A 23,666-nucleotide genomic window follows, 5' to 3' on the forward strand; every position below is an offset into this window, starting at 1 on the left:
CGCGAAGAGTGACCGGAGTCCGTCGGCCACACCGGTAACCGTCAACAGTGAGGACCGGCGACCGCCGTGCAGTGGCTGCTGACCGACCACGGTGAATTCGGGATGCTGCGCGGCGAAATCAGTGGTCATCAGCGAGGATTTTCCGCTTCCGGCCACACCGGTGACCACGGTGAGGACGCCGGTCGGGACCGCCACTGTGAGGTCCCGGAGGTTATTGCTCCGAGCGTGCTCTACCGCAGCGGAACCGGTCGGTGTGCGGACCGAAGACTTGAGAACCGGAATATGAACACCGCTCCCAGAGGCGGGTGAACCAGTGAAAGTGACCTCGCCACCGGATTCCCCTGCTCCCGGCCCCATGCCGATGACGTGGTCGGCGGCAGCGATGACCGCCGGATTGTGGTCGACGACGAGAACAGTGTTCCTCCTGTCCCTCAGGCCGATGAGTAGCGTGATGACACGCTGTACGTCGTTGGGGTGAAGGCCGGCGGCCGGCTCATCAAAGACATAGGTCACCTCGGTCAGGGGGCTTCCCAGGTGTCGCACCATTTTTAGCCGCTGCGCCTCACCGCCGGACAAGGTCGGCGACGACCGGTCGAGGTTCAGATAGCCCAGGCCGACCTCGGTGAGGGCGTCCACGCGGCGGGAGATGTCCACGAGCAGAGGTGCGGCGCTCTCCCCCAGTGACTCCGCCGCATCGGAGACCAGTCCGTGCAGGTCGGAGATGGACACTGCGGCCCAGTCGGCGATCGACCGGCCGTTGATGTGACTGTCCCTTGCCTCCGCGTTGATCCTCGCGCCGGCACAGTCCGGGCAGGTCGAGTGACTCACCACGGCGTCGAGACCGGCACGCTCGGCAGCGGTGAGCCGGGACGGCGTCCTGCGCAGGTAGGAATCCCGAAGGCGGGGAATGATCCCGTCGAAGCGACCGTGCTCCGGATATCCCGGTAACGGCTCCTCCAGTCGGAGATCACGGGCATGCATCAGCACATTGCGGATCTCCTCCGGCAGCTGCGACCATGGCACGGACGGGTCACAGAGACCCGAGGTGACCAGACGTTTCCACCGGTAGGTCCCGGGCGCGAAGGTCGGGAACCGCACGGCACCGTCGTCCAGTGAAAGGTCCTGGTCGATCAACGCGTCCTCGTCGATGGCGGACAGCGTCCCCAACCCCTCGCAGGTCAGGCACATGCCGGTCGGATCATTCGGAGAGTACGCCGGGGAGAATCCCGCCGACGGCACTGCAAACCGGGAGAAGAGCATCCGCAGCGGGGTCGCGAGGTCCACGGCCGTGGCCACCGTAGAGCGGGCATTACCGGTGAACCGTCGCTGGTCGACCACGGTCGTGAATGTGAGCCCGTCGATCCGGTCGACGTCCGCCGGCGGGTACTGGGCCAGACGGGTGCGTACGAAGGACGGGTATCCGGCGGCCGTCGCCCGCTGTGCCTCCGCCGCGATCGTGTCAAAGACCAGTGAGGATTTCCCGGAACCGGAGACTCCGGTGACCACGGTCAGTGCGTGAGACGGGATCTCCACGTCGATGTCCCGCAGATTGTGGGTGCGGGCGCCGGTGACGGTGATGGACGCGGTGTTCTCGTCAATCTTCATAATGATCACGCTACGGTGGAATGCGGCAGTAACATGACCGCAAAGGGAGGAACACAGTGACGACGAGGATGGGAAGGCTTCTCCACCTGCTCGACCTCCTCGACGGCGGGACCACCTGGTCCGCAGCTCATCTTTCAGGGCTGCTGGACATCCCCGAACGGACGCTCCGACGTGACATCACCGAGCTCCGGAACCTCGGCTACCACATCGAAGGGGTCCCGGGGCGTGGCGGGCACTACGTGATGCCCCGGGGAAAGCGTCTTCCCCCACAGCCGTCCCGGTCGGAGCCGGCATCAGAACGGAGTGTCGAGATGGACACCAGCGCTCCCGGCGTGGCGGACGGTGTCGTCATTCTGCTCGGCCACGCGGCTGCCGAGCACCGTGAGGTGACCTTCAACCACACCGGACGTCAGGCAAAGCTCCACCGGACGGTGCATCCCGCCCGTCTGGTCCACCTCGACGGGCGCTGGTACCTCTACGGGTGGGACCTGGACCGACGGGACTGGAGGACATTCCGGCTGGACCGCATAGGGGACGTGGCGTTCACCGGAAACCGGTTCACCCCGGCCCCTCTGCCCCGGAACGATGTCACCGAACTGCTCCGGGAGCAGTTCCGGAGTGGCTCAACCCTCGAGGTCGTCCTCGATCTGGCGACCGGCCCTGACAATGCAGCTGCAGTTCTCCACCGGGTCGACGGGACATTGGAGGCCACCGACAGAGGTCGACGTACCCGCTACACGGCCCGCGTGGATTCCTTCGAGTGGCTGACAGTCGTTCTCGTGCTCACCGACATCGAATTCACGGTCATCCGACCACCGGAGTTCCGGCGGTTCGTGCAGCAGACCTCCGACAGACTTCACCGGGCCTGCTCGGTGCCTGGCTCAGAGCATGCTGGCCAGAATGACCTGGGCGATCGAGAAGTAGATGACCAGACCCGTGGCGTCCACCAGCGTGGAGACCACGGGGGTGGAGAACACCGCCGGGTCCACGCCGATCTTCTTGGCCACCAGCGGCAACACACCACCGACGATGCACGCCCAGGCGCAGATGCAGATGATCGTCAGCGACATCACCGCGCCGATCCGCCACTCGTAGATCAGTGAGATGAACGGGAAGATCAGGGCGCCGAGGAACAGACCGAGCAACAGCCCCACCCGGACCTCACGCCAGATCACCCGGCCGATGTCACGGGGCTGGACCTCGTCGACGGCCAGGGCACGCACCACCGAGGACGCCGCCTGCGACCCGGCGTTACCACCGGTACCGGTGATCATCGGGACGAAGGTTGCCAGCACCACGACCGACGCCAGCGTGTCCTCGAAGAAACTCATGACGTTGACGGTGAGGACCGCCGTGAGGATCAGCACCAGCAGCCACACGCCGCGCTTGCGGGCCAGGTGGAATACCGTTGCCGTGAGATAAGGCTGCTCCAGCGGCTCGGAACCACCGGCACGGTAGGCGTCCTCGGTGGCCTCCTCCTCCAGGATCTCCATCGCGTCGTCGACGGTGAGCATGCCGAGGAACCGGTTCTCGTCGTCGACGACGGGCAGTGCGAGCAGGTCGGCCTCCTGGACCAGACGTGCCGCCTTCTCCTGGTCGTCAGTGGCGTTGACCGCGTGGGTCTCCTTGTTCATCATGTCCTCGAGCGGGGTATCCGCCGGAGATGTCACGAGGGTCGAGAGGTTGACCACACCGACGAGGTGCCGGGTATGGTCGGTCACGGCGAGCACGGCGATGTCCCGGTTACGCAGGTCACGACCGCGGAGCTTCTGGAGTGCCTCTTCGCGCGTCGAGTCCGCGGAAATCACCGTGGGTACCGGAGTCATCACGCGTCCCGCCGACTCCTCCGGGTAACCCAGCAGCTGTGCGGTGACCTGTCGACGGTCCTCCGGAAGCCCCGCCATCATCCGGGCGGCGACCTTCGCGGGCATCTCCCCGAGCAGCTGGGCACGGTCGTCGTCGGGCAGGTTGAGCAGCAGTTCAGCCGACCTGCCCTCCCGGAACTCGTCGAGGAGCTCCGCCTGGTGGGCTACATCAAGGTACTCGAACACCTGGGACGCCCGATTCTTGTCCAGGAGCCGGAACAGGACTGCCTGGTCGGTGGTCCCCATACGGGACATCTTCTCGGCGATCTCGACGGTGGTCATCTCTCCGAGTCCGGTCTGCAGGTCGATGATATCCATCGCGGCCTACTGCCGGTACTTTTCGTCGTTGTAGAGCTTCCACAACTGCCACCCGGTGACGCCGAGGAAAACCACGCAGATGCCTATACAGATCAACGGCACCACGCCGTCGAGGAAGAGCAGGACGATGATGAAGGCGAGCAGGGTCACCAGCCGAATCCAACGGGTGGTGACCATGACGGTGTGGTCCACAGGGATTCTCCTTGGGTCTGAGGGGTCGGGGATTCCCGCGCACCGCCCGCACTGACGGGATCCCGGGTGACGGGGACGGCTATTCCTGGGCGAAGACCAGCAGCAGGTCGATGGTACCCTCCGCAGCGATCTGCGAGGCGACGAACTGTGGCGACTCGAGGCCGTAATCGGCGCGGACAACCGGTAGTTTACCCTGCACGATGACGTTCTTCCCGGTGCGCAGCACCTTGAGGTCGGCGGTCACCTTGTTGGTGTGACCGTGCATCGTCAGATCGCCGGTGAGCGTGACAGTACCGGTGGTTCCGTCGTCCGGCAGGTGTGAGAGATCGACGGGGGCGGAGATCTCGAACGTCGCCTCCGGGTAGTCGTCGGTCTGCAGGATGTGCCGACGGACGTTGATGTCCCGCTTCTCGATGTCGGATCCGATGGACTCGACATCGACGGTGATTGAGCCTCCGGTCAGCGTCCCGCCGTCGACGACGAGGGTACCGGTGACACCCTCGCCGCGGCCGGAGGTGGTCTTACGCTGGCCCGGGAGCACCTCGTCGAAAGTGTATCCGGCCTGGGAGCGGTTCTCTCCGGCGCCGGTGACAACCTCCCAGTGACCATCGACCCCCACCTCGGCGGGGTCGCCGGATCCGTCGGCGATGGACGCAGTCTGCAGTCCGTGACTGGTCAGAAGTTTGTATACCGGCGGCGCCACCAGCCCGACGGCCAGTGCGACCACGGCGACGACGAACAGCGCGATTAATCCCTTACGCATGCGACCCATGCTATCCGCCATCCGCTCCCGGAACTGCATCGGGGGATAGACACCGGTTATGGCAGGTACCCCGTCACGGGTCGAGGCGGCCCCGGATCTTCTCCGCTGCCCGTGCCAGGTCCACGAGTTCCCCGCACAGAGCGGTGACATCTGCGGCGTCCTCCCCCGCCTCGACCGACGCCGCGATATCCTCGGCGGCGCACCGCAGGGCGAAGAGCCGGTCGGTGAGATCCTCCGCCGCTGCCCGGGACAGTATGAGCGCGTCGGCCGGCACCGAGGTCCCGGCGAGGTCCCGTCGCTGTTCGTACGCCCGCTGCCGGCAGGTGTGGCTGCAGTAACGACGACGACGCCCCCCGCCGGCCTGCACGATCTCCCGGCCGCACCAGGCGCAGTGTGGTGCGCCGGGAGGGCGACGGTGGGAACTCTCGGGATTATGGGGTAACATTATGGGGTTGACAATACGCGAGAGACCGGAAGGATGATGCAGCGATGGCAGATCGCGTTCTCCGCGGAAGCAGGATGGGTGCCGTCTCCTATGAGACGGACCGCGACCATGACCTGGCCCCACGCAACATGGCGAAGTACCGGACGGAGTCCGGAGAGGTTTTCGAGGTCCCGTTCGCCGACGATGCTGAACTCCCCAACGAGTGGATGTGCAAGAACGGGCAGATGGGCAAGCTCGTCGAGGGTGAGGGGCAGGAGGCCAAGCCCGTCAAGCCGCCGCGTACCCACTGGGACATGCTGCGGGAACGTCGGTCCATCGAGGAGCTCGATGTTCTCCTCGACGAGCGTATCGAGCTGCTGCGCAAGCGGCGCCGTAACGCCATGAAGCTGCTCAAGGAGCAGGAGAGCCAGTCGTAGGGTCATTCCCCCGCGACTTCTCCCGCGGTTTTCCGCGCGCACGGAAGCGCAGACAGCCCCCGCACCAGGTACCCGGTGCGGGGGCTGCTCCGTGTCTCCCCCGGGTCCCGGAGTTCTGCGGAGCCGGGGGTGTTAGTGTCCCAGCTTCCTGCGCAGGGACGCCACGAGGCCCTTCACCTGGCTCCGGCGGTGGGTCAGCCCCCACTTCGTGACGACCAGCAGGCTGTCCTTGACGAAGCTGCCGTCGAGCTTGGATTCGCCGATGACCCGTTCGGTGAAGGTGATCGGCACCTCACGGATGTCCGCTCCTGCCTGAACGGCACGCCACGCCAGATCAACCTGGAAGATGTACCCTGCATTCGACAGCTCGTCGAGGTTGAACTTCTCGATGAGGCTGCGACGGTAGGCGCGGTAGCCGGCGGTCATGTCGGACAGACCGGCACCCAGAGCCAGGGAGATGTAGATGTTACCGCCCTTGGACAGCACCCACCGGAACCAGGGCCAGTTCACGGTCCGGCCGCCCCTGACATAGCGTGAACCGATGACCAGGTCCGCGCCGGCGTCGATCTTTTCGAGCAGGAGGTGGAGCTGCTCGGGGGCGTGGGAGCCGTCGGCGTCCATCTCGCAGATGACGTCGTAGCCGGCGTCGAGGCCCCACCGGAATCCGGCGATGTAGGCGCCGCACAGGCCGCCCTTGCCGGCCCGGTGCAGGACGTTGATGTGGTCGTCGGCGGCGGCCATCTCGTCGGCGAGCTCACCGGTGCCGTCGGGGCTGTTGTCGTCGACGACGAGGATGTCCACCCGGTCCGGCTCGGCGTCCCGAACCCGACCGATGATCAGGGGCAGGTTCTCCTTCTCGTTGAAGGTCGGGATGATGACGAGGGTTCTGTCGCTGGGGTTGGACACTGGCTACCTCTTCGTACGCGTGCGGGTGGGCGGGTTGGAACGGGACGGACGGGTCGATCTGGTCGTGGCGTAGGCGACAGCCACGGCGACGGCACCCAGGGCGACGAGAATCCACTCGACGACGGGGCCGACACGTGCAGACAACGTCTCAGTATCCCGCACGGGGATGTCGGCCTGCAAAAGACCCTCCCGGAAGATCGTCGTGCGCTGGTCGACGGCGCCGTCGGGGGTGACGATCGCGGAGACTCCGGAGGTTGCGGCGACGACGACGGCGCGGTCGTACTCGATCGCCCGCATGCGGTTGATCGCCAACTGCTGGAAAGTCATGTCGGTGGTGCCGAAGGTGGCGTTGTTCGTCGGACTGGTGAAGACCGTCGCCCCGTGGCGCACGGCGTCACGGTAGGCCTCGTCGAAGGAGACCTCGTAGCAGGTCGCCACACCGATGGTCCGGCCTGCGGCGTCCACGGTGTTGTCGCCGTCACCGGGTTTGAAGTCACCAGCCATGTCGACGTAGGAGCTCACATGTCGCAGCAGGTCACGCAGTGGCATGTATTCGCCGAAAGGCTGAAGGTACTTCTTCACGTGCTGCTGCCCGGGACCGTCGGCCGGGTCCCAGACGATGATCGCGTTGCGGTCGCCGACCACGTCCCGGGTCACCGCACCCACCAGCACCGGGGCGCCGAGCTGTGCGGCGACGCCCTGGATCTTGTCGTAGGCCTCCCGGTTCCGGTACGGGTCGACATCGGAGGCGTTCTCCGGCCACACCACGAGATCGGGCTGCGGGCGCTCACCGGCGGCGACCTCGTCAGCGAGTTCCCGGGATACCCGTACGTGGTTGTTGAGCACTGCCTCGCGCTGGGCGTTGAAGTCCAGGCCCATCCGGGGCACGTTGCCCTGAACCGCGGCGATGTTGAGGGTGGGGCTGTCGTCACCGTCGGACCACACCGGAGAGATGACCGGGATGAGCAGCCCGCCGACGAGGGTCAGCGCGACCGGCACTGCCCCGCTGATCCACCGCCGGTGCACCAGCAGGCTCAGGGCGTAGCCGGTGACGATGACGGCGAAGGCGACGAGTGCGGGGCCGGCGACACTGATCCACTGCGCCAACGGACCGCCGAGCTGACCCCAGGCCAACCGGGCCCAGCCGAAACCGCCGAAGGGCCAGTTGACGCGCACCCATTCCACGGCGACGTACCAGGCGGGCACCGTGACCAGGAGCAGTGGATGCCGCGGCCAGCGGCGCAACAGGAAGGCCAGTCCGGCGCCGAAGGCCAGACAGTAGAGGGATTCGACGACTGACAGTCCGATCCAGGCGATCGCGCCGACATACTTGCCGACCCACGGCAGCAGAAACAGGTAGCAGGTCAGTCCCTGGACCCAGGTCAGCCACATGATCCACCGGGTGGGGTGGTCGGTCCTGGTCGATACGTGGTCGACGACCACGAAGAGGACGCTGAGCCCCAGTGGGGCGGCCCACCACAGTCCGGTGGGCTGGTAGGAGGCGAACTGGGCGATCCCGGCCACGACCGCGGCAAGTGTCAGCAGAATGAGGCGGAGGGTGGTGCGTCGGTCAGGTCGGGTCCACCGGATTCCCCGGATCACCGGGCGGAACCCGGGGTCTCACCGTCATCGAACTCCGTGGAGCGGTGGTCGATGACCTCGCCCCATCCTCCGGAGGATGCGGCGTCCTCCCCCGCGACGTCTCCGGCACCACCCGGACGGAAGGACGCGCCGCCGACGGTGAAACGTTCCCCGAGGGACATGACGCGCAGTCCCAGGGAGTTGCCCAGGCGGGACGCCAGCAGCGAGCGTACGGGGGGCAGCAGCAGCAACAGTCCGAGGACGAAGGTGAGGATGCCGGGAATGACCAGCAGGACGCCGGTGATCACCGTGACGGCGATGTCGGCGGTGAAGGTGTCGGTTGACTTCGAGGTGGAGCGCTGGGACGGCGTGCGTGCCCGCATACGCCGGAAGGCTCCCCTCGTCAGCAGGAACCCGAGGAACGGGGAGAAGATGAGGATCGGGAACGCCCACCCGAAACCGAGCCACCGTCCGAGGAGGAGGAAGACCACGACTTCGGCGATGAGGTAGATCAGGGGGAAGGCGCGAAGCATGTCCACCACTGTACTGGTGGGAGTTAACGGAGGCGGCACCGGATACGATGGGGAAACTGATTCACAGACAGTTATGACGAAAGGTACGACCATGACCGGACTGCGCCGTCGCAGCCTTGCCCTGTCCCTCGCCGCCGCCACCGCGTTCGGCGGTGCCGTCGCGGCCCCCGCCGTCGCGGATACGGTCTCCTCCAATGCCCAGGGGTCGGACCCCTCCGGCTCGCTGCCGAGCGTCGGATCCGCCGACCTGCCGAACTCCTCCTCCCCCACGGACGTCCGTCGCTCGATCGACAGTTCCCTCGCCACCAACTGTGGCGCGGCCGGCGGGGACGGTGCGGGGATCACCGACCACGTCAAGTGCGGCCTCGCGGTCGTCGGTGGCGCCACCGTGTTCTTCTCGGTCCTCGCGCTGCTGCGTTCCGTGTTCTACGAGATCACCCGGCTCTGATCCGGCTCTGATCCCCGGCCCCAACTACCTCGGTGCACGTCGCCAGAGGAACCGCGGTACCAGGCGCATCACCGTCGCCAGCAGTCCCAGAGACCGGGGCACCCACACATCGGGTGCCCCGGTTTTCAGTGCCGTCACCACCGCATCGGCCACCACGTCCGGGGTCACCGACAACGGAGCCGGATCCATTCCCTCGGTCATCCGTCCGATGACGAACCCGGGGCGGATCACCGTCAGCCGCACACCGGTGCCGCGCAGGGCGTCCTGCATGCCCTGGCAGAACCCGTCAAGGCCGGCCTTCGCCGAGCCGTAGACGTAGTTCGGCCGCCGTACCCTCGCACCGGCGATCGACGAGAACGCGACCAGGTCACCACGACCCCGGGCCCTCATCCGCTCCGACAGTTCCGTGAGCAGCACCGCCTGGGCGGTGAAGTCGGTGTGGAGGATCCGTGCCACTTCCCCACCGTCGTGCTCGGCGAGGTCCTGGTCACCGAGGACGCCGAAGGCGGCGATCGCCGTGTCGACTGCTCCGCGGGACTCGATGTCGTCGATGACGGACGCCTGGGAGGCGATGTCCCCGGCGTCGAAGAAGACGGACTCGACGACGGTCGCACCCGCGGCGCGGCAGGCGTCGTCCAGATCACCCAGTGCCTCAGGACGCCGCGCGGCGAGGACAATGTCGTTGCCGGGCGCCAGGCGGGTGACGATCTCCCCGCCGATCTCACTGGTCGCGCCGAACAGGACGATGCGGCTCATGCGTTCACTCCTTCAACGTCAGTTCCCGTGGACACCAGGTCATGGGTGGTGAGGTTCAGCGGCTCACAGCCGTCGGCGGTCATCACCACGATGTCCTCGATGCGCGCACCCCAGTCCCCGGGGACGTAGATCCCCGGCTCGATGGAGAACGCCATCCCCTCGGCCAGCGGCAGGTCGTTGCCGGCGATGATGAACGGCTCCTCATGGCCGGACAGGCCGATGCCGTGGCCGGTGCGGTGGGTGTAGAACCGGCCGTACCCGGCGTCGGCGATGATGTCGCGGACGACCTTGTCCAGCTCACCGCCGGTGATGCCGGGCCTCGCGGCGTCCAGACCCGCCTGCTGCGCCTCGTGCAGGACGCGGTACGCCGCAGCCTGGTCAGGGCGGGCGGACGCCACCGGGCCGACGATGTAGGTGCGGGTGCAGTCGGAGTGGTAGCCCGTGTCCAGCGTCCCGCCGATGTCGATGACGACGATGTCCCCCTCGGCGAGGACGCGGTCGGAGAAATCGTGGTGAGGGTCGGCGCCGTGAGGGCCGGAGCCGACGATGATGAAGTCGACGGCCACGTGCCCGGCGAGGATGAGCCGCTCCAGATCGGCGGCAATCTCCCGCTCGGTCCGACCCTCCCGTAGCAGACCCGGGACCTGCCGGTGCACCTCATCGATCGCGGCCCCCGCCCGGCGCAGTTCGGCGATCTCGGCGGCGTCCTTGACCATGAAGACGTCCCGCAGTACGGCGGTGGCGTTGACCGTGGTCAGGCCGCGGGCCTGGAGGTTCAGCAGGTGGCTGGCGGGCATCTCCCCGGAGACGGCGACGGTGGCGGTTCCAGCACCGACGGCATCACCAGTTAGGCCACCGACGGCGAGCGCGAGGGCGTCCTGCCCGTCAGTCCACGGCACGACCTCGACCCCGGCCTGACCGGCGACTCCCTTGCGCAGTGCCCCGGCGTCCACCGCGGGAACGACGATGCGGCGGCTGGTCGGGGTAATGACGAGGGCGGAGAATCGCTCGTGGGTGTCGATGTCACTGGCCAGCAGGAAACGCAGGTCAGCGCCGGGGGTGAGCACGGCGGCGTCGATGTGCTGCTGCTCCAGCAGCGCGGCAACGGCGTCCAGGCGCGCGGTGTAGGTCGTCAGGGGGAACGGGACAGTCATGGTACCCCACTCTACGACGCTGCGGTGTGGTCTACGACGTCGCGCCGAGCTCCACCACACCACGGCGGATCGCCGGAACCGCCTTGCGCGCCGCGGCCTTCACCGAGTCCGCGTAGCCGGTGTGCTTGATCTGCTCCAGCAGATCGATCACGCGGGTGCACCAGCGCACGAAGTCACCCGGGGTGAGCTGTGCCCCGGCCGCCTCCGCCGCCCGCAGGCAGTAGTCCAGCGGGGCGCCCGCGGTCCACTGGTGCAGCGCGGCGGCGAAACCGGTCTGCGGCTCACGGGTCAACGGCAGACCGTGACGGGACTCGTCGCTGACCAGTTCACCGTGGATGCGTCCCACCGCGGTCACCGCGGCGGCGAGAGCCTCTGTCGGCACCTCGGCGATGTGACGCCCGGTGGTCTCCCGCCGGTTCTCGAAGACAATGGTCGACACCGCCGCGGCGAGTTCCGCCGGATCCAGGTCGTCCCAGATCCCGCGGCGCAGGCACTGGGCGACCAGCAGATCCGCCTCGTGGTGGATCCGGGACAGTCGCTCCCCCTCCGCCGTGACCCGCAGGTTCTCCCGCTCAGGGGCGGTCGAGGAGCCACTGCCGTACTCCACGTAGTCCAGCTCGGTGAGCAGGTCAAGGATGTGGTCGAAGGTCGCCGAGAGGGTCTCCGAATCCGGCGTGACCGCCTCCAGCTCCCGGTCGAGGGTGCGGCGGGCGGCGACGACCCGCTCGGCCGGGCGCACGAGATCCTCCCGGTTGCGCAGGGCATGGACCGGGTGCATGTGGACCTTGTCGCGCAGCACCGCGGCCTCCCGGGAGGACCCGCCACCGGCCTTCATCTTCAGCTTCCTCGGCCGGTCGACATGCTGGCGCCGCAGATTTGACGCCACCGCCCGGGCGTTGCGCTTCGGGGAACGCCCGGCATTCTTGTTGAGCTTCATGTGCCCCAACGGCACCGGCACATTGCCGAAGGACTCCGGGGCGACAGGTCCGCACCAGCCGTCCTCGACGACGATCCAGGGCCGCGGGTGACGGTGGTCTGAATCCGAGCGCACCACCACGGCGATGTCCGGGTTGTTGCCGGTCGGCAGGGCGATGATGTCCCCCACGCTCAGCGAGGACAGCAGGTTGGCGGTCTCCTTCTCCCGCTGGGTGCCGGAGTCCCGCTTCGCCCTGCGCTCCGCGAGCGTCAGGTCGCGGCGGAGCCCGGCGTACTCGATGACGTCGGACGCGGTGAGGTCGGTGTGCTGGCCCCGCAGTTCGGCGGCCAGGTCCTTCTCCAGCCCGGCCAGGTCACGGCGCCGACGGGTCAGCTGCGTGGCCTGCTCCACCACGTGCGTGGCGGTCTGGTACTGGGCGAAGGAGCGGTCCAGGATCCGCTGGGCGTCCGTGTACCCCTTCGTGGCGATGAGGTTCACCGCCATGTTGTAGCCGGGGCGGAAGGTCGAATCCAGCGGATAGGTCCGGGTACCGGCGAGATGGGCGACGGAGTGGGGCTCGATGCCCCGGCTCCACAGCACGACAGCATTGCCCTGGGTGTCGATGCCACGGCGCCCGGCACGCCCGGTAAGTTGTGTGTACTGACCTGGGGTGAGCTCGACGTGCGCCTCACCGTTGTACTTGACGAGCTTCTCCAGCACCACAGACCGGGCCGGCATGTTGATGCCCAGCGCCAGGGTCTCCGTGGCGAAACAGACCTTGAGCAGTCCGCGGGTGAACAGGTCCTCGACGATGTGCCGGAAGGCCGGCAGCATGCCGGCGTGGTGGGCGGCGTACCCGTTGGACAGGGCCCGGCGCCACTGACGGAACCCGAGGACGCCGAGGTCGTCGGTGGGGATGTCCCGCACCCCCTCGTCGACGGTGCGCAGGATCTCGTCCCGGTCCGCATCCGTGGTCAACCGCACCCGGTCGACGAGGAGCTGACGGACCGCGCCGTCGCAGCCTGCCCGGGAGAAGATGAAGTAGATCGCCGGCAGCATCCCGGCCGCACCCATCCGGTGCACCACGTCGGTGCGCTTGGGTCCGGTGCGTCGTCCGGTCTCTTCGGCCCGTGCCGCGGCGGCGACGACTGCCCGGTTGGCTTCCTCCGGGTGCTTCGGGTCGTTGAGCGGCAGGATCTGCTTGTCGACCATCATGAACTGGTCCAGCGGCACCGGCCGGCGGGTGGTGATGACCAGGTCGGTCTCCCCGCGCACGGTGGTGAGCCAGCCGCCGAACTCCTCGGCGTTGCTCACCGTCGCCGACAGGCTTACCAGCACCACCGACGGGTCGAGGTTGAGGATGACCTCCTCCCACACCGGACCGCGGGACGGGTCGGCCAGGAAGTGCACCTCGTCCATGACTACGTGGGTGAGGTTGTCCAGCCGGTCGGAGCCGGCGTAGACCATGTTGCGCAGCACCTCGGTGGTCATGACGACAACCGGGGCGTCCCTGTTGACGCTCACGTCGCCGGTCAGCAGCCCCACCTTGTCCTCGCCGTAGCGGGCGACGAGGTCGTGGAACTTCTGGTTGCTCAGCGCCTTGATCGGGGTGGTGTAGAAGCACGCTCCCCCACGCTCGAGTGCTAGATGGACGGCGAATTCTCCGACCACGGTCTTGCCGGAGCCTGTCGGGGCACACACGAGGACGCCGCGTCCCGCGTCCACCGCGCAGGCGGCCCGCACCTGGAAGTCGTCGAGCGGGAACCCGTAGTCACCGGCGAAGGCGGTGACGGACGCGGGAAGCGGGTCCGGCAGCGGTGCCTTGCCTGCCTCAGAGGATGTCATCGAGATCCCCGGCATCGTAGCTGTTGCCGGAGTCGTCACGGAGACGCTCCCTGTTGCTGGCGTTCACCGGCCGGGACGGGGCGACCGGGGTCGGGGACTCCAGACCACCGTCGGAGCCCAGCGGTGCGGCGGCGCTGATGCTAGAGCCCTCCTCATCATCGAGGTCGTCGGTGAAGAAGGCGTCCGGGGAGAGCCCGGCCCGCTTTGCCCGGCGCTTGTCGTTGATCCGGGAGAACTGGGTGGCGATCTCCATCATCAGGCACAGCGAGACCGCGAGGATCACCATCGACACCGGGTCCTGACCCGGGGTGATGAAGGCGGCGAAGACGAACAGGAACATGATGATGATCCGCCGCTTCTCCTTGAGCACCTGGTACGGCAGGATGCCCGCCAGGTTCAGCATCACGGTCACCAGCGGGACCTCGAAGCTCACGCCGAAGATCAGCAGCAGTGCCAGGGCGAAGCTCAGGTACTCTTTGCCGTTGAGGGCGGCGATCTGGGTGTTGTCCCCCATCGTCATGAGGAACTCGAGGCCGAAGGAGAGGACGAAGTAGGCCAAGACGGCACCGATGACGAAGAGAAGGGTGGCGACTGAGGCGAAGCCGCGGGTCCACCGCTTCTCGTTCTTCTTCAGACCCGGGGTGATGAAGCCCCACAACTGCCCGAACCACACCGGGGCGGACAGTACGAGGCCGGCCAGGAAACCGACCTTGAGCCGGAGCATGAACATGTCGAAGGGGGCGGTCGCCAACAGCCGGCACTCCCCCGACTCCCCCATCAGCCGGCTCTCCGGGGGTAGCTGGCAGTACGGCTCCTTGAGGATGTCGCCCAGGCTCGGGGTGCCGAGCACCGAGGCGTCGTACCAGATGTAGCCGAGAATCGTGCCGACGAGCATCGCGGCCAGGGCGATGAGCAGACGGCGCCGCAGCTCCTTGAGGTGCTCGACGAGCGACATGTTCGCGCCCTCGGCACGGGCCCTGCGTCGTGAGGTGCGCCGGGGTCGCGTGGCGCGGCCTCCGGCCTGTTCAGTGGTGGCCATCGTCGGGGTCTAGGACTCCCGGGACTCAGCGTCCTTCGCGGCGTCGTTCACCACGGAGGACGGGTCAGCGATACGGCGGGCAGCCTCGGCCTCGGGTGAAACCACCGGAGCCTCGACGGCCGGCTTGTCGTCGTTCTTCATCTCCTTCATCTCCGACTTGAAGATGCGCATGGAACGGCCCAGGGAACGTGCCATGTTCGGCAGGCGGGTGGCGCCGAACAGGAGGAGCAGGACCACGACGATGATGAGGAGCTCGGGCCATCCGAGGTTGCCCATGGATCAGTGCCTTTCAGTGGAGTGTCCGGCGCCTCGATGGCGCCGGGAGTTGCACCAGTCAGGTTACGCCAGACGTCGGTAGGCGGCCAATGCGGCGGCGGATCGCTCCCGCACCCGCCGGGTGAGAGTCTCCGAGCCCACCTGCGTGATCTCGGGGGCGTACGCCAGGACGAAACGCTCCAACCAGTCCCCGGTGTCCGGGATCTCCACCCGGGTGTCGTCAATGTGCCACACCGGCAGGTACTCCAGCATCCACATCGCCTCCTCGGTGAGGGTGAGTTCTGCCCAGCCGTCGGCGGCGTCCCGGAACCCGAAGGGGTCCTCCGCGTCAATCGCCCGGGGCAGTGGCGCCGGGGCGTCCCGGTCGAGGATCTCCACGGCGCCCATCCTGGTGACCGCGAAGCAACGCTGCTCTGCGGCCGACTGCCCTCCGTCGGTGCGCCCCCACAGGTATCCCACCCCGTCAAGGACGCTGACCTGGTCGGGAATGACCTCTCGGGTGGTGAGACTGTCCGAGGAGACCGAGAGATAGCTGAACCGCACCCACCGCCGGGAGGAGACCGCCCGGCGCAGGGAGGCCAGCACCCCCGAGCCGGGGCCGGCGGGTCGGTCGGGGTGGGCATCCCCGGAGTCGCGGCGGAACCGCACGAGGGACCGCAGTCTGGCGGCGGCGGTGTCCGCGTCGGCGTGTTCCCCGTCGGTGAGGATGCTGGCGAGTTTCTCCAGGTTCAGCTCCAGCGTCCCAGCCTCCGTCTCGGTCAGCGCCAACGGACGGTCGAGACCGAGCGTCTCGTTGAGGGTGACACGGGGTCCAGCGACGGTGAGGTCGACCAGGGATCCTGGCAGCAGGCCGGGCAACCCGCTCTCCTGCACCCTCGTCAGCTCCTCGATGAGCTGGGGCACCGAGATCCCGAACCGGTCCGCGGTGGTCATCAGTGTCGCGTCCGGGTGGGTGCGCAGCCATGCCAGCACCGACAGGACACGGCGAAGCTGGACCAGGATGCTCTTCCGGCTGCCCCTGCGCGGTGCGGCGGTCACAGGACTCCCCCCGGTGCGTCATGCCCCAGAAGGTCATGGGCGCGTTCCAACCGGGCGACGACGTCGGCGACGAGGTCCGGTGGGTCGAGGACCACCGCGTCGGGGGCATAGGCGGCGGCGGTACGGGCCAGCCAGGTCCGGTCGACCGGTCCGAGGGTGAGCACCTCCCCCTCCTCGTGGGCCCCCGGCTCACCGTGGGCACGGGCACGCAGCTCCAGGGCACCCTCGGTACGGAAGAGTACCTTCGCGGTGACCAGGGTGGACGCCGCCTCCAGCCCCTCGGTGACCAGCGTGCGCACCGGCCGGTCGGGGACCGGCGTGGTGCAGAACTCCTTGAGGACCTCCAGCTGGGCGATACGAGACAGCCGGAAGGTGCGTTGGGCACCCCGGTCGACATCGAAGCCGGTGAGGAACAGGCGGCCGTCGACGGCGGCGACACCCCAGGGCTCCAGGATGCGGTCCTGCCCCTCGGCGGTGAGGCGGGGCCAGTAGTAGAACCGGAGCCGCAGCCGGCGGTCGAGGGCGCGACGGAGCCGACGCACATCGGTGTCGGTGAGGTCGGTCGAGTCAGGCACGGCGCCGACGACCGGGGCCACTCCACAGCCAGCGTCCAACGGGCTGGCCGGGGTGAGTTTGACGACGGCGGCCTGCACCGCTTCGGCGAGTTCCTCCTCCATCGCCCACCGTCCGGCGGCGGCGACGGCCTCCCACTGGCCCGGCGTGAACTGCAGGGGCGGCAGGAATGAGGACGCGGTGTCGAGCAGGTAGAGCTTCTCGGTCTGCCCCTCGTCATCGAGCGCCGTGGACTCCTCGAGGCGCACCCCCAGGTCCCTGAGCACTGCCCTGTCACGTTCCAACTGCTTGCGGACGGTGTCCGCGCCACCGGAGTAGCCGCCGACCCTCGCGCCGATCCACGCCGTCGACCGGGCCCGCCTCTGGTCAGCGAGAGTGATCAACAGGTTCAGGATCCGGGACACGCCGTCCTCCCAGTAGACCTTGACCGGCCGGTTCCGGGACATCACCGCGGCGCCTCGGCGAGTAGAGCCGTGAGGTCGGTGAGCGTGGCGTCGATCTCCGGTGACCCGGTGCAGAACGGATCCGGGAGAAGAAGCTCTCCCCCACCCTCGCCGTTGACCTTCAGCCGTGTCCAGTCCACCGTAGTCGGCCGGGTCGATGCCTCGGCGGCGTGGAGGAACGCCCCCCGGATCGAGGCGCGGGTGGTCGCCGGCGCCTGCTCGGTCGCCTGAGTGATCTCCGCAGGGTCGACGAGCGTTTTCGCCCGGCCACGACGGACCAGAAGGTGGAACAGGCCACGTTCCGGATTGATGTCATGGTAGGTCAGATCGATCTGCGCCAGTCGGGGATCGGTGATGTCCAGGTCGCCACGGGCGGCGACGGCGTCGACGAGGGTCTTCTTGATCACCCAGTCGATCTCGGTGTCCACCGGGGTGAAGTCACCGGTGCCGAAGCAGCTGAGGACCCGTCCCCACAGATCGATGACCTGCGCGAGCTGAGCATTCGGGGTGCCGGTGCCGTCCTCCTCACGCTGCGCCAGCCAGTCCAGGGCGGCGTCGTGGAAGGCCTGCTGGATGGCCAGTGCCGAGGCGGTACGGCCGTTGCGCAGTTCCAGCGGGGTCGCGCCGGTGAAGTCCCGGGAGATCTCCCGGATCGAGCGGATTTCGTTGGACAGCTCGAAGTCCGGCAGCTCCACCCCGGCCTCGATCATCTCCAGGACCAGCAGGGCGGAGCCGACCTTCAGTGCCGTGGTCGTCTCCGACATGTTCGAGTCACCGACGATGACGTGCAGCCGACGGTACCTCGAGGAATCCGCGTGGGGCTCGTCGCGGGTGTTGATGATCGGCCGGGACCTCGTCGTAGCCGAGGAGACGCCCTCCCACACGTGGTCCGAGCGCTGCGACAGGCAGTACCCCGGCCCGAAGTTCTCGTTGGGGGCCCCGGGGGCGGGCACACTGATCTTCCCCGCCCCGCAGATCAGCTGACGGGTCACGAGGAACGGCAGCAGCTGGGCCGACAGTGCCTTGAGCGGCACGTCCCGGCTGACCAGGTAGTTCTCGTGACAACCGTAGGAGTTGCCGAGAGAATCGGTGTTGTTCTTCAACAGATAGACCCTGCCACCGATGCCGCGCTCGGCGAGGGTCCTCTCACACCGGTCGGCCAGCTGCTGGAAGATGACCTCCCCGGACCGGTCGTAGGCGATGAGCTGGTGCAGGGAGTCGCACTCGGCGGTGGCGTACTCGGGGTGCGCGCCGACATCGAGGTAGACGCGTGACCCGTTGCGCCAGTAGATGTTCGAGCTGCGGTACCGCTCGACCACCGGGGCGAAAAGATGGCGCGCCACCTCGTCCGGACCGAGCCTACGGTGGGAGTCCAGGACGCTGGTGATGCCGAACTCGGTCTCCAGACCGGTGATGCGGCGGGTGTGGACTGTGCTCGTGGTGACCACGGCGCCTACTGCCCGCCCTTCTGCACGTAGGATTTCACGAACTCCTCGGCGTTCGACTCGAGCAGCCCGTCAATCTCGTCGAGGAGATCATCGGTGCCACTGACCTTCAACTGCTCCTGACCGGAGGTGGTGACGTCGTCGGGGGACTCCCCCCCGTCACGACCGCGTCCACCGTGGATCTGACCCTGACCACTGCCCGTCATCTGTGCAACATCTCCTTGTCAGCTTCCTGCCGTCATTTTCCTGCCAATGTTAATCAACGTGTTCAGGCTAGCAGGACCGGGGCTCAGTCGAGCCCGAGAACACTCTCTGGCATGACCTCGGCGAGTACGGAGACCAGACCGGCGGCCGCGGTGACACCGGACAGTGCGTCCGCCAGCTCCGCAGCCGTGCCCCGGGACGGGTCCGGCAACAGGATCCGCGTCGCCGACGAAGCGCCGAGCGGTACGTCGAGGACCAGTGAGTCCCAGTTGGCGGCGAGCAGCTGGTCGGGGAACCGTCGGGCGACCTCACCGCGCAGCCAGGCGCGCGTCGTGACCGGCGGGGCGGTCACCGCGGCCCGGACCTCCCCGGCGGGTACGAGGGTGCGGATCCGACCTTTGCGGACCAACGCGTTGTACAGGCCCTTCACCGGGTCGATGTCGTGGTACTGGATGTCGATCAACGCCAGCCGCGGGTCGGTCCACTCCAGGCCGCGCGCCCGGTAGGCATTGAGCAGGGACAGCTTCGCGGTCCAGTCCAACCGGTCGGCGGTGCTCGCCGGGTCACGGGCGAGATCGTCGAGGATCTCCCCCCACAGGTCCAGGACCAGCTGGTCGTGGCCGACGAGACTGTCAGCCAGGGCCTCGGCCACCCGGCTCCGGATCTCCTGCTGGATCTGCACCGCGGTCATCTCCCGGTTGCCGTAGAGCCGCACCGGGCGGGTGCAGTCGAGGTCCCGGGAGATCGCACGAACCGACGCCACCGGCTCGAACAGTGCGAGATCGGAGAAGTCGACCCCGGCACCGACCGCATCGAGCACCAGGGCCGTGGTGCCGAGCTTGAGGAAGGTCGCGAACTCGGAAAGGTTCGCGTCCCCGATGATGACGTGCATCCGCGCCCAGTCCGAGCCGGCATGCGGCTCGTCACGTGTGTTGATGATCCCGCGGTTCAAAGTGGTTTCCAGGGACACGGTCGTCTCGATGTAGTCGGCGCGCTGACTGATCTGGAAGCCCGGGGTCTGACCGGTCTCCCCCAGCCCGACGCGTCCGGCTCCGCAGTAGATCTGCCGGGTGACGAAGTGCGGGATGAGGGCGGACTGGACCGCCCCGGCATCGTAGGAGCGCGGGTAGAGGTAGTTCTCGTGTGCGCCGTAGGACGCGCCCTTACCGTCGACGTTGTTCTTGTGGATCTGCAGCCGCGGCTGACCGTCGACCCGACCGGCGGCCTCGGCGGCCTCATGCATCATCAACTCGCCGGCCTTGTCGAAGATCACCGCGTCCCAGGCGTCCGTCGTCTCCGGTGAGGAGTACTCGGGATGGGCATGGTCGACATAGAACCGGGCGCCGGATGTGGTGACCACGTTGGCGTTACCCAGCGCATTCGGATCGATCACCGGGGCGGTGCGGTAGCGGCGGAGATCGAAACCGCGCACGTCGCGCAGCGGTGACTCCTGGGCGTAGTCCCAGCGGGTCCGGCGGTTCACCCCCGCCCCGGAGGACGCCGCATAGGCGATCACCGCGTGGGTGGAGGTCTCGATGGGACTGACGGTGGGCTCGTCAGGGGCGATGATCCCGAATTCGGTCTCGGTGCCGATGATGCGCTTCGGGGTCATGCGGGGACCTCCTGCTGGTGGACGGTGATGTCGACGACGCGGCGGGAGCTGTGGCCGGAGATCCGGGCCCACTCCGCGGGGTTGGTGGTGTCCGGCAGATCGTCATTGTCGTGGCACTCCTGGGCGACCGCCAGATCGATGTGCGCCGCGGAGATGCCGGACCCGGTTCCCCGGAGTGCGTCCTTGATGGCGAACTTCTTCGCCCGGTCGACGATGTTGGCCAGCATCGCACCCGAGGCGAAGTCCCCGTAGAACAGGTCGCGGGCGGACCCGTCGGCGAAGTGCAGGGTGAGGAACGGCCGCGCACGGGAGAACAGGCCGTTGACGACCCGATCACGCAGTTCGGCGGCGGTGACCGCGGGATCAAGTGGCAGATCATCGGTGAGGTACTTGCCGAGGATGTCGAGGGAGGCCGTCCGGTCCGGTCGCTGCACCCGGATCTTCACGTCCAGTCGGCCCGGACGCAGGATAGCCGGGTCGATGAGCTCCTCACGGTTCGAGGCGCCTATGACGATGACGTTGCTCAGCCCCTCCACACCGTCGATCTCGGCGAGCAGCTGTGGCACCACGGTGGACTCCACGTCCGAGGAGACGCCCGTGCCACGGGTACGGAAGATGGCCTCCATCTCGTCGAAGAAGATGATCACCGGGGCCCCGGCGGAGGCGATCTTGCGGGCGCGCTCGAAGATCAGCCGGATCTGCCGCTCGGTCTCGCCGACGAACTTGTTGAGCAGCTCAGGACCCTTGATATTCAGGAAGTAGGAGCGGGATCCGCCGGTACCGGCGTCAGTCGCCCCCCCACCGGCGGCGTCCATCCGACGCGCCAGGGAGGACGCCACCGCCTTGGCGATGAGCGTCTTCCCGCACCCGGGTGGGCCGTAGAGCAGCACGCCCTTCGGCGGGAGCAGACCGTAGTCCCGGTAGAGCTCCGGGTGCAGGAACGGCAGCTCGACGGCATCGTGCAGCTGCTCGATCTGACTGGTCAGGCCACCGATGTCGGAGTAGCTGACGTCCGGCACCTCCTCGAGCACCAGATTCTCCACCTCGGCGCGGCTGATGACCTCGAAAGCGTATCCTGCGCGACGGTCCACCACGACCGAGTCCCCGGGACCGACCTGCTTCGCTCCGATCTCGGCGGTCAGGGCGCCGGCGCATTTCATCAGTGTCTCCTCACCCAGTTTGTCGGCGACGACGATGCGACACTCGTCAATCACCTCGACGACGGAGGCGAGGTCACCGGAGTCGGTGGTGCCGCACACCTCGACGACCTGGGACCCCTCCCCCAGACGCACCAGGGCACCGGGGGCGAGGTCGACGCGGTCGACGTTCGGACTGACCATCAGGCGCATGCGCCGGCCGGCGGTGTGGACCTCGGCGGTGAGCGCGCCGGGGCCGGTCTCAAGGAGGGTGCCGTAGGTGCTCGGCGGTTCGGCGAGGGCGTCGAGCCGGGAGTTCAGATCGTCGAGCTTGTCACGGCTGGCTTTGAGGAGCTCGGTGAGCTTGGCGTTGCGGGTCCCGAGGGTCCGGTTGGCGAGCTGGAGCTGGCGGTAGGACTCGGGGCCGGAATCCACCGGGGCGGTGGGGCCTCCCGTCCCCGCAGGTCCGCTGGCGGACCTGCCGGGACGGGCGTCGGATGTGGTGTCGTGGGCCGGGCCGTTGGTCATGGGGCCAGTCTACAAGGGAGGCAACCCTGGGTTGTCCGGCACGTCACATCTTCGGCGGGACTCCGCGACAGACCCTTCCCGGTCCCTCTACTTGCGGGCGCGTCGCTGGGGCCGCGGGGCGACTGTGCCGTCCGCCAGCCGACGTGCCCAGACGAGAAACGCGGTGTGGGCGTTCATCCGGTGCTCCGGGCGGGTGGCCAGGCCCTCGACCTTCCACTCACGGACCAGGGACTCCCAGGCCTTCGGTTCAGTGAAGCACGCCAGTTCACGGATGCCCTCCATGACCTTCATCAGCTGCGGCACAGTGGCGACGTAGGTCATGAACACACCGCCGGGGATGAGCAGGTCACGGACGTTCTCCAGGCACTCCCAGGGGGCGAGCATGTCGAGGATGACGCGGTCGACCGGACCGTCGGTGTCCTCGACGGTGACGTCCCTGAGGTCCCCCAGTCGCAGGTCCCAGTTGGCGGGGTGGCCGCCCATGTACTCGTCGACATTGTCCTCGGCGAACCGGAGGTGGTCCTCGCGGATCTCGTAGGAGATGACCCTGCCGCGCTCGCCGACCGCCCGTAGCAGAGTCATCGACAGGGCGCCGGAACCTGCGCCGGCCTCCAGTACCCTGGCCCCGGGGAAGATATCGCCTTCGACGAGAATCTGGGCGGCGTCCTTCGGATAGATGACAGCCGCGCCACGCGGCATGGACAGCACGTGGTCGACCAGCAGGTGGCGGAAGCACAGGTACTCGCCGCCGACGTGGGAGACGACGACGGTGCCCTCGTCACGGCCGATGATGTCGTCGTGCCTGATCTCCCCTTTGTGGGTGAAGTAGCTCTCCCCCGCCTCCAGGGTGATGGTGTAGTGCCGGCGCTTGGCGTCGGTGAGCTGGACCCGGTCGCCGGGCTGGAACGGACCGGAGTAGGCCACAGGGTTCCCCTTAGTGTCGAAGTCGTGAACCCGACCATTCTAGAGCACCACCCGCAGCGTCACCCCGTCAGTCCGCCGGCCGGTGCATCACTCGATCATCGCCGGCGTGGCCACGGACCCGGGGATGCAGGGCAAACAGGTACGGTGCGGCGGAGTCGGTGAGTCCGTTCGTCGGAGTGGATGCCCCCCACGGTACCGTGGTCGCCGTGCATACCTACCGCCGTGGCGAACAGTTACTCGCCGTTGCTTTGACCGTCCTTGCCGGGTTCGTCGACTCCGTCGGCTTCCTGTACCTGGGCGGCGTCTTCCTGTCCTTCATGTCCGGCAACACCACCCGCGCAGCCACGGCCGCCGTGGAAGGTGACGGTGACCTGGCGATGCTCGCCGGCAGTTGCCTGGGAATGTTCCTTGCCGGAGTGATCTTCGGCGCCCTGGTCAACCGGTTGTCGCGGCGCCGCTGGGACATCACCCGCGCCCGGGAAGCGGTGATGGTCACCGTGACCCTGCTCTTCGGACTCTCCGCCCTGCTCGTGGCCGTGGGTGCGGAGCGTATGGCGACGCTGGTGCTGTCGGTGGGCATCGGAACCCTCAACAGTGTCTTCGAGCGGGACGGGGAGGTCGCCGTGCCGCTGACGTACATGACCGGCACGTTGGTGAAGATGGGGCAACGTCTGGTGGACGCGTTCTTCGGCGGGGAACACATAC

23 protein-coding genes and 1 pseudogene are annotated in these 23,666 nt (G+C 67.7%); 4 read left to right on the plus strand and 20 right to left on the minus strand.

All coding sequences use genetic code 11. The features are described 5' to 3' along the window. Positions 1–1,605: excinuclease ABC subunit UvrA (locus tag QZV72_RS07620; protein WP_297006882.1), on the minus strand; the 1,605-nt coding region annotated here is incomplete at its 3' end. A 68-nt stretch (positions 1,606–1,673) separates the two neighbouring features. Here QZV72_RS07620 and QZV72_RS14910 point away from each other — a divergent pair. Continuing rightward, positions 1,674–2,441, plus strand: a pseudogene (locus tag QZV72_RS14910) (helix-turn-helix transcriptional regulator); the annotation flags it as partial. Between the two features lie 45 nt (positions 2,442–2,486). Here the strand turns inward: QZV72_RS14910 and mgtE are convergent. The 4 genes from mgtE to QZV72_RS07640 form a co-directional block, all read right to left on the minus strand. Then, entirely contained in the window at positions 2,487–3,788 is a 1,302-nt protein-coding gene (gene mgtE / locus QZV72_RS07625) for a magnesium transporter (RefSeq protein WP_297006884.1), read from the minus strand. A 6-nt stretch (positions 3,789–3,794) separates the two neighbouring features. Next, entirely contained in the window at positions 3,795–3,980 is a 186-nt protein-coding gene (locus QZV72_RS07630) for a hypothetical protein (RefSeq protein ID WP_297006887.1), read from the minus strand. Positions 3,981–4,059: 79 nt separating this feature from the next. Beyond that, positions 4,060–4,743 carry a YceI family protein gene (locus QZV72_RS07635; protein ID WP_297006890.1) on the minus strand — a complete coding sequence of 228 codons (684 nt, stop codon included), beginning with the start codon at positions 4,741–4,743 and terminating at the stop codon, positions 4,060–4,062. 73 nt (positions 4,744–4,816) lie between these two features. Continuing rightward, the gene (locus QZV72_RS07640) at positions 4,817–5,110 is read right to left on the minus strand and encodes a hypothetical protein (RefSeq protein WP_367119094.1); all 294 of its coding nucleotides are present in this window, start codon (positions 5,108–5,110) and stop codon (positions 4,817–4,819) included. Between the two features lie 122 nt (positions 5,111–5,232). On the opposite strand from QZV72_RS07640, the gene QZV72_RS07645 reads away from it, so the two are divergent. Next, positions 5,233–5,604 carry an RNA polymerase-binding protein RbpA gene (locus tag QZV72_RS07645; protein WP_297006894.1) on the plus strand — a complete coding sequence of 124 codons (372 nt, stop codon included), beginning with the start codon at positions 5,233–5,235 and terminating at the stop codon, positions 5,602–5,604. 132 nt (positions 5,605–5,736) lie between these two features. Here QZV72_RS07645 and QZV72_RS07650 read toward each other — a convergent pair whose 3' ends face one another. From QZV72_RS07650 to QZV72_RS07660, 3 genes are read right to left on the minus strand one after another with little or no spacing between them, the layout of a single operon-like run. Beyond that, a complete protein-coding gene (locus QZV72_RS07650) occupies positions 5,737–6,510 on the minus strand; it encodes a polyprenol monophosphomannose synthase (protein ID WP_297006897.1) in 774 nt (257 codons plus the stop codon). A 3-nt stretch (positions 6,511–6,513) separates the two neighbouring features. Further along, entirely contained in the window at positions 6,514–8,112 is a 1,599-nt protein-coding gene (lnt, locus tag QZV72_RS07655) for an apolipoprotein N-acyltransferase (protein WP_297006900.1), read from the minus strand. Then, the gene (locus tag QZV72_RS07660; protein ID WP_297006903.1) at positions 8,109–8,624 is read right to left on the minus strand and encodes an FxsA family protein; all 516 of its coding nucleotides are present in this window, start codon (positions 8,622–8,624) and stop codon (positions 8,109–8,111) included. Before QZV72_RS07660 ends, lnt begins: the two co-directional genes overlap by 4 nt. Positions 8,625–8,715: 91 nt before the next feature. Between QZV72_RS07660 and QZV72_RS07665 the strand changes: the two genes are divergently transcribed. Further along, positions 8,716–9,072: a hypothetical protein gene (locus QZV72_RS07665; protein WP_297006905.1), complete on the plus strand. Its 357-nt coding sequence runs from the start codon at positions 8,716–8,718 to the stop codon at positions 9,070–9,072. Positions 9,073–9,096: 24 nt separating this feature from the next. Here QZV72_RS07665 and QZV72_RS07670 read toward each other — a convergent pair whose 3' ends face one another. From QZV72_RS07670 to QZV72_RS07725, 12 genes are all read right to left on the minus strand, one after another. Further along, positions 9,097–9,828 (minus strand): SDR family NAD(P)-dependent oxidoreductase, encoded by a 732-nt coding sequence (locus QZV72_RS07670; RefSeq protein WP_297006909.1) that lies wholly within the window; start codon positions 9,826–9,828, stop codon positions 9,097–9,099. Beyond that, on the minus strand, positions 9,825–10,982 hold the full coding sequence (locus tag QZV72_RS07675; RefSeq protein ID WP_297006912.1) for a Xaa-Pro peptidase family protein: 1,158 nt from the start codon (positions 10,980–10,982) through the stop codon (positions 9,825–9,827). Before QZV72_RS07675 ends, QZV72_RS07670 begins: the two co-directional genes overlap by 4 nt. Before the next feature lie 31 nt (positions 10,983–11,013). Beyond that, the gene (locus tag QZV72_RS07680; protein ID WP_297006914.1) at positions 11,014–13,743 is read right to left on the minus strand and encodes an RNA helicase; all 2,730 of its coding nucleotides are present in this window, start codon (positions 13,741–13,743) and stop codon (positions 11,014–11,016) included. Then, positions 13,730–14,698 carry a twin-arginine translocase subunit TatC gene (gene tatC / locus QZV72_RS07685; RefSeq protein WP_297006941.1) on the minus strand — a complete coding sequence of 323 codons (969 nt, stop codon included), beginning with the start codon at positions 14,696–14,698 and terminating at the stop codon, positions 13,730–13,732. Before tatC ends, QZV72_RS07680 begins: the two co-directional genes overlap by 14 nt. Positions 14,699–14,791: 93 nt before the next feature. Next, a complete protein-coding gene (gene tatA / locus QZV72_RS07690) occupies positions 14,792–15,058 on the minus strand; it encodes a Sec-independent protein translocase subunit TatA (protein WP_297006917.1) in 267 nt (88 codons plus the stop codon). A 63-nt stretch (positions 15,059–15,121) separates the two neighbouring features. Continuing rightward, positions 15,122–16,096, minus strand: a complete 975-nt coding sequence (locus QZV72_RS07695) for a WYL domain-containing protein (protein ID WP_297006920.1) — start codon at positions 16,094–16,096, stop codon at positions 15,122–15,124. Then, on the minus strand, positions 16,093–17,115 hold the full coding sequence (locus tag QZV72_RS07700; protein ID WP_297006923.1) for a YafY family protein: 1,023 nt from the start codon (positions 17,113–17,115) through the stop codon (positions 16,093–16,095). The genes QZV72_RS07695 and QZV72_RS07700 overlap by 4 nt, the downstream gene beginning before the upstream one ends. Then, positions 17,115–18,560 (minus strand): Pup--protein ligase, encoded by a 1,446-nt coding sequence (gene pafA, locus QZV72_RS07705; protein ID WP_297006926.1) that lies wholly within the window; start codon positions 18,558–18,560, stop codon positions 17,115–17,117. Before pafA ends, QZV72_RS07700 begins: the two co-directional genes overlap by 1 nt. 5 nt (positions 18,561–18,565) lie before the next feature. Further along, the gene (locus QZV72_RS07710; RefSeq protein ID WP_297006929.1) at positions 18,566–18,763 is read right to left on the minus strand and encodes a ubiquitin-like protein Pup; all 198 of its coding nucleotides are present in this window, start codon (positions 18,761–18,763) and stop codon (positions 18,566–18,568) included. An 83-nt stretch (positions 18,764–18,846) separates the two neighbouring features. Next, complete coding sequence (gene dop, locus QZV72_RS07715; protein WP_297006930.1) at positions 18,847–20,373, minus strand: depupylase/deamidase Dop; 1,527 nt, start codon at positions 20,371–20,373, stop codon at positions 18,847–18,849. Further along, positions 20,370–22,037 (minus strand): proteasome ATPase, encoded by a 1,668-nt coding sequence (gene arc / locus QZV72_RS07720; protein WP_297006933.1) that lies wholly within the window; start codon positions 22,035–22,037, stop codon positions 20,370–20,372. The genes dop and arc overlap by 4 nt, the downstream gene beginning before the upstream one ends. Before the next feature lie 87 nt (positions 22,038–22,124). Further along, a complete protein-coding gene (locus tag QZV72_RS07725) occupies positions 22,125–22,961 on the minus strand; it encodes a tRNA (adenine-N1)-methyltransferase (protein WP_297006936.1) in 837 nt (278 codons plus the stop codon). A gap of 206 nt (positions 22,962–23,167) precedes the next feature. On the opposite strand from QZV72_RS07725, the gene QZV72_RS07730 reads away from it, so the two are divergent. After that, positions 23,168–23,666 (plus strand): YoaK family protein (locus tag QZV72_RS07730; protein ID WP_297006938.1); only part of this gene is annotated, 499 nt, incomplete at its 3' end.

Origin of the sequence: uncultured Corynebacterium sp. (genome assembly GCF_902782855.1) — a bacterium.
In the GTDB taxonomy this organism is placed as follows: Bacteria; Actinomycetota; Actinomycetes; order Mycobacteriales; family Mycobacteriaceae; genus Corynebacterium.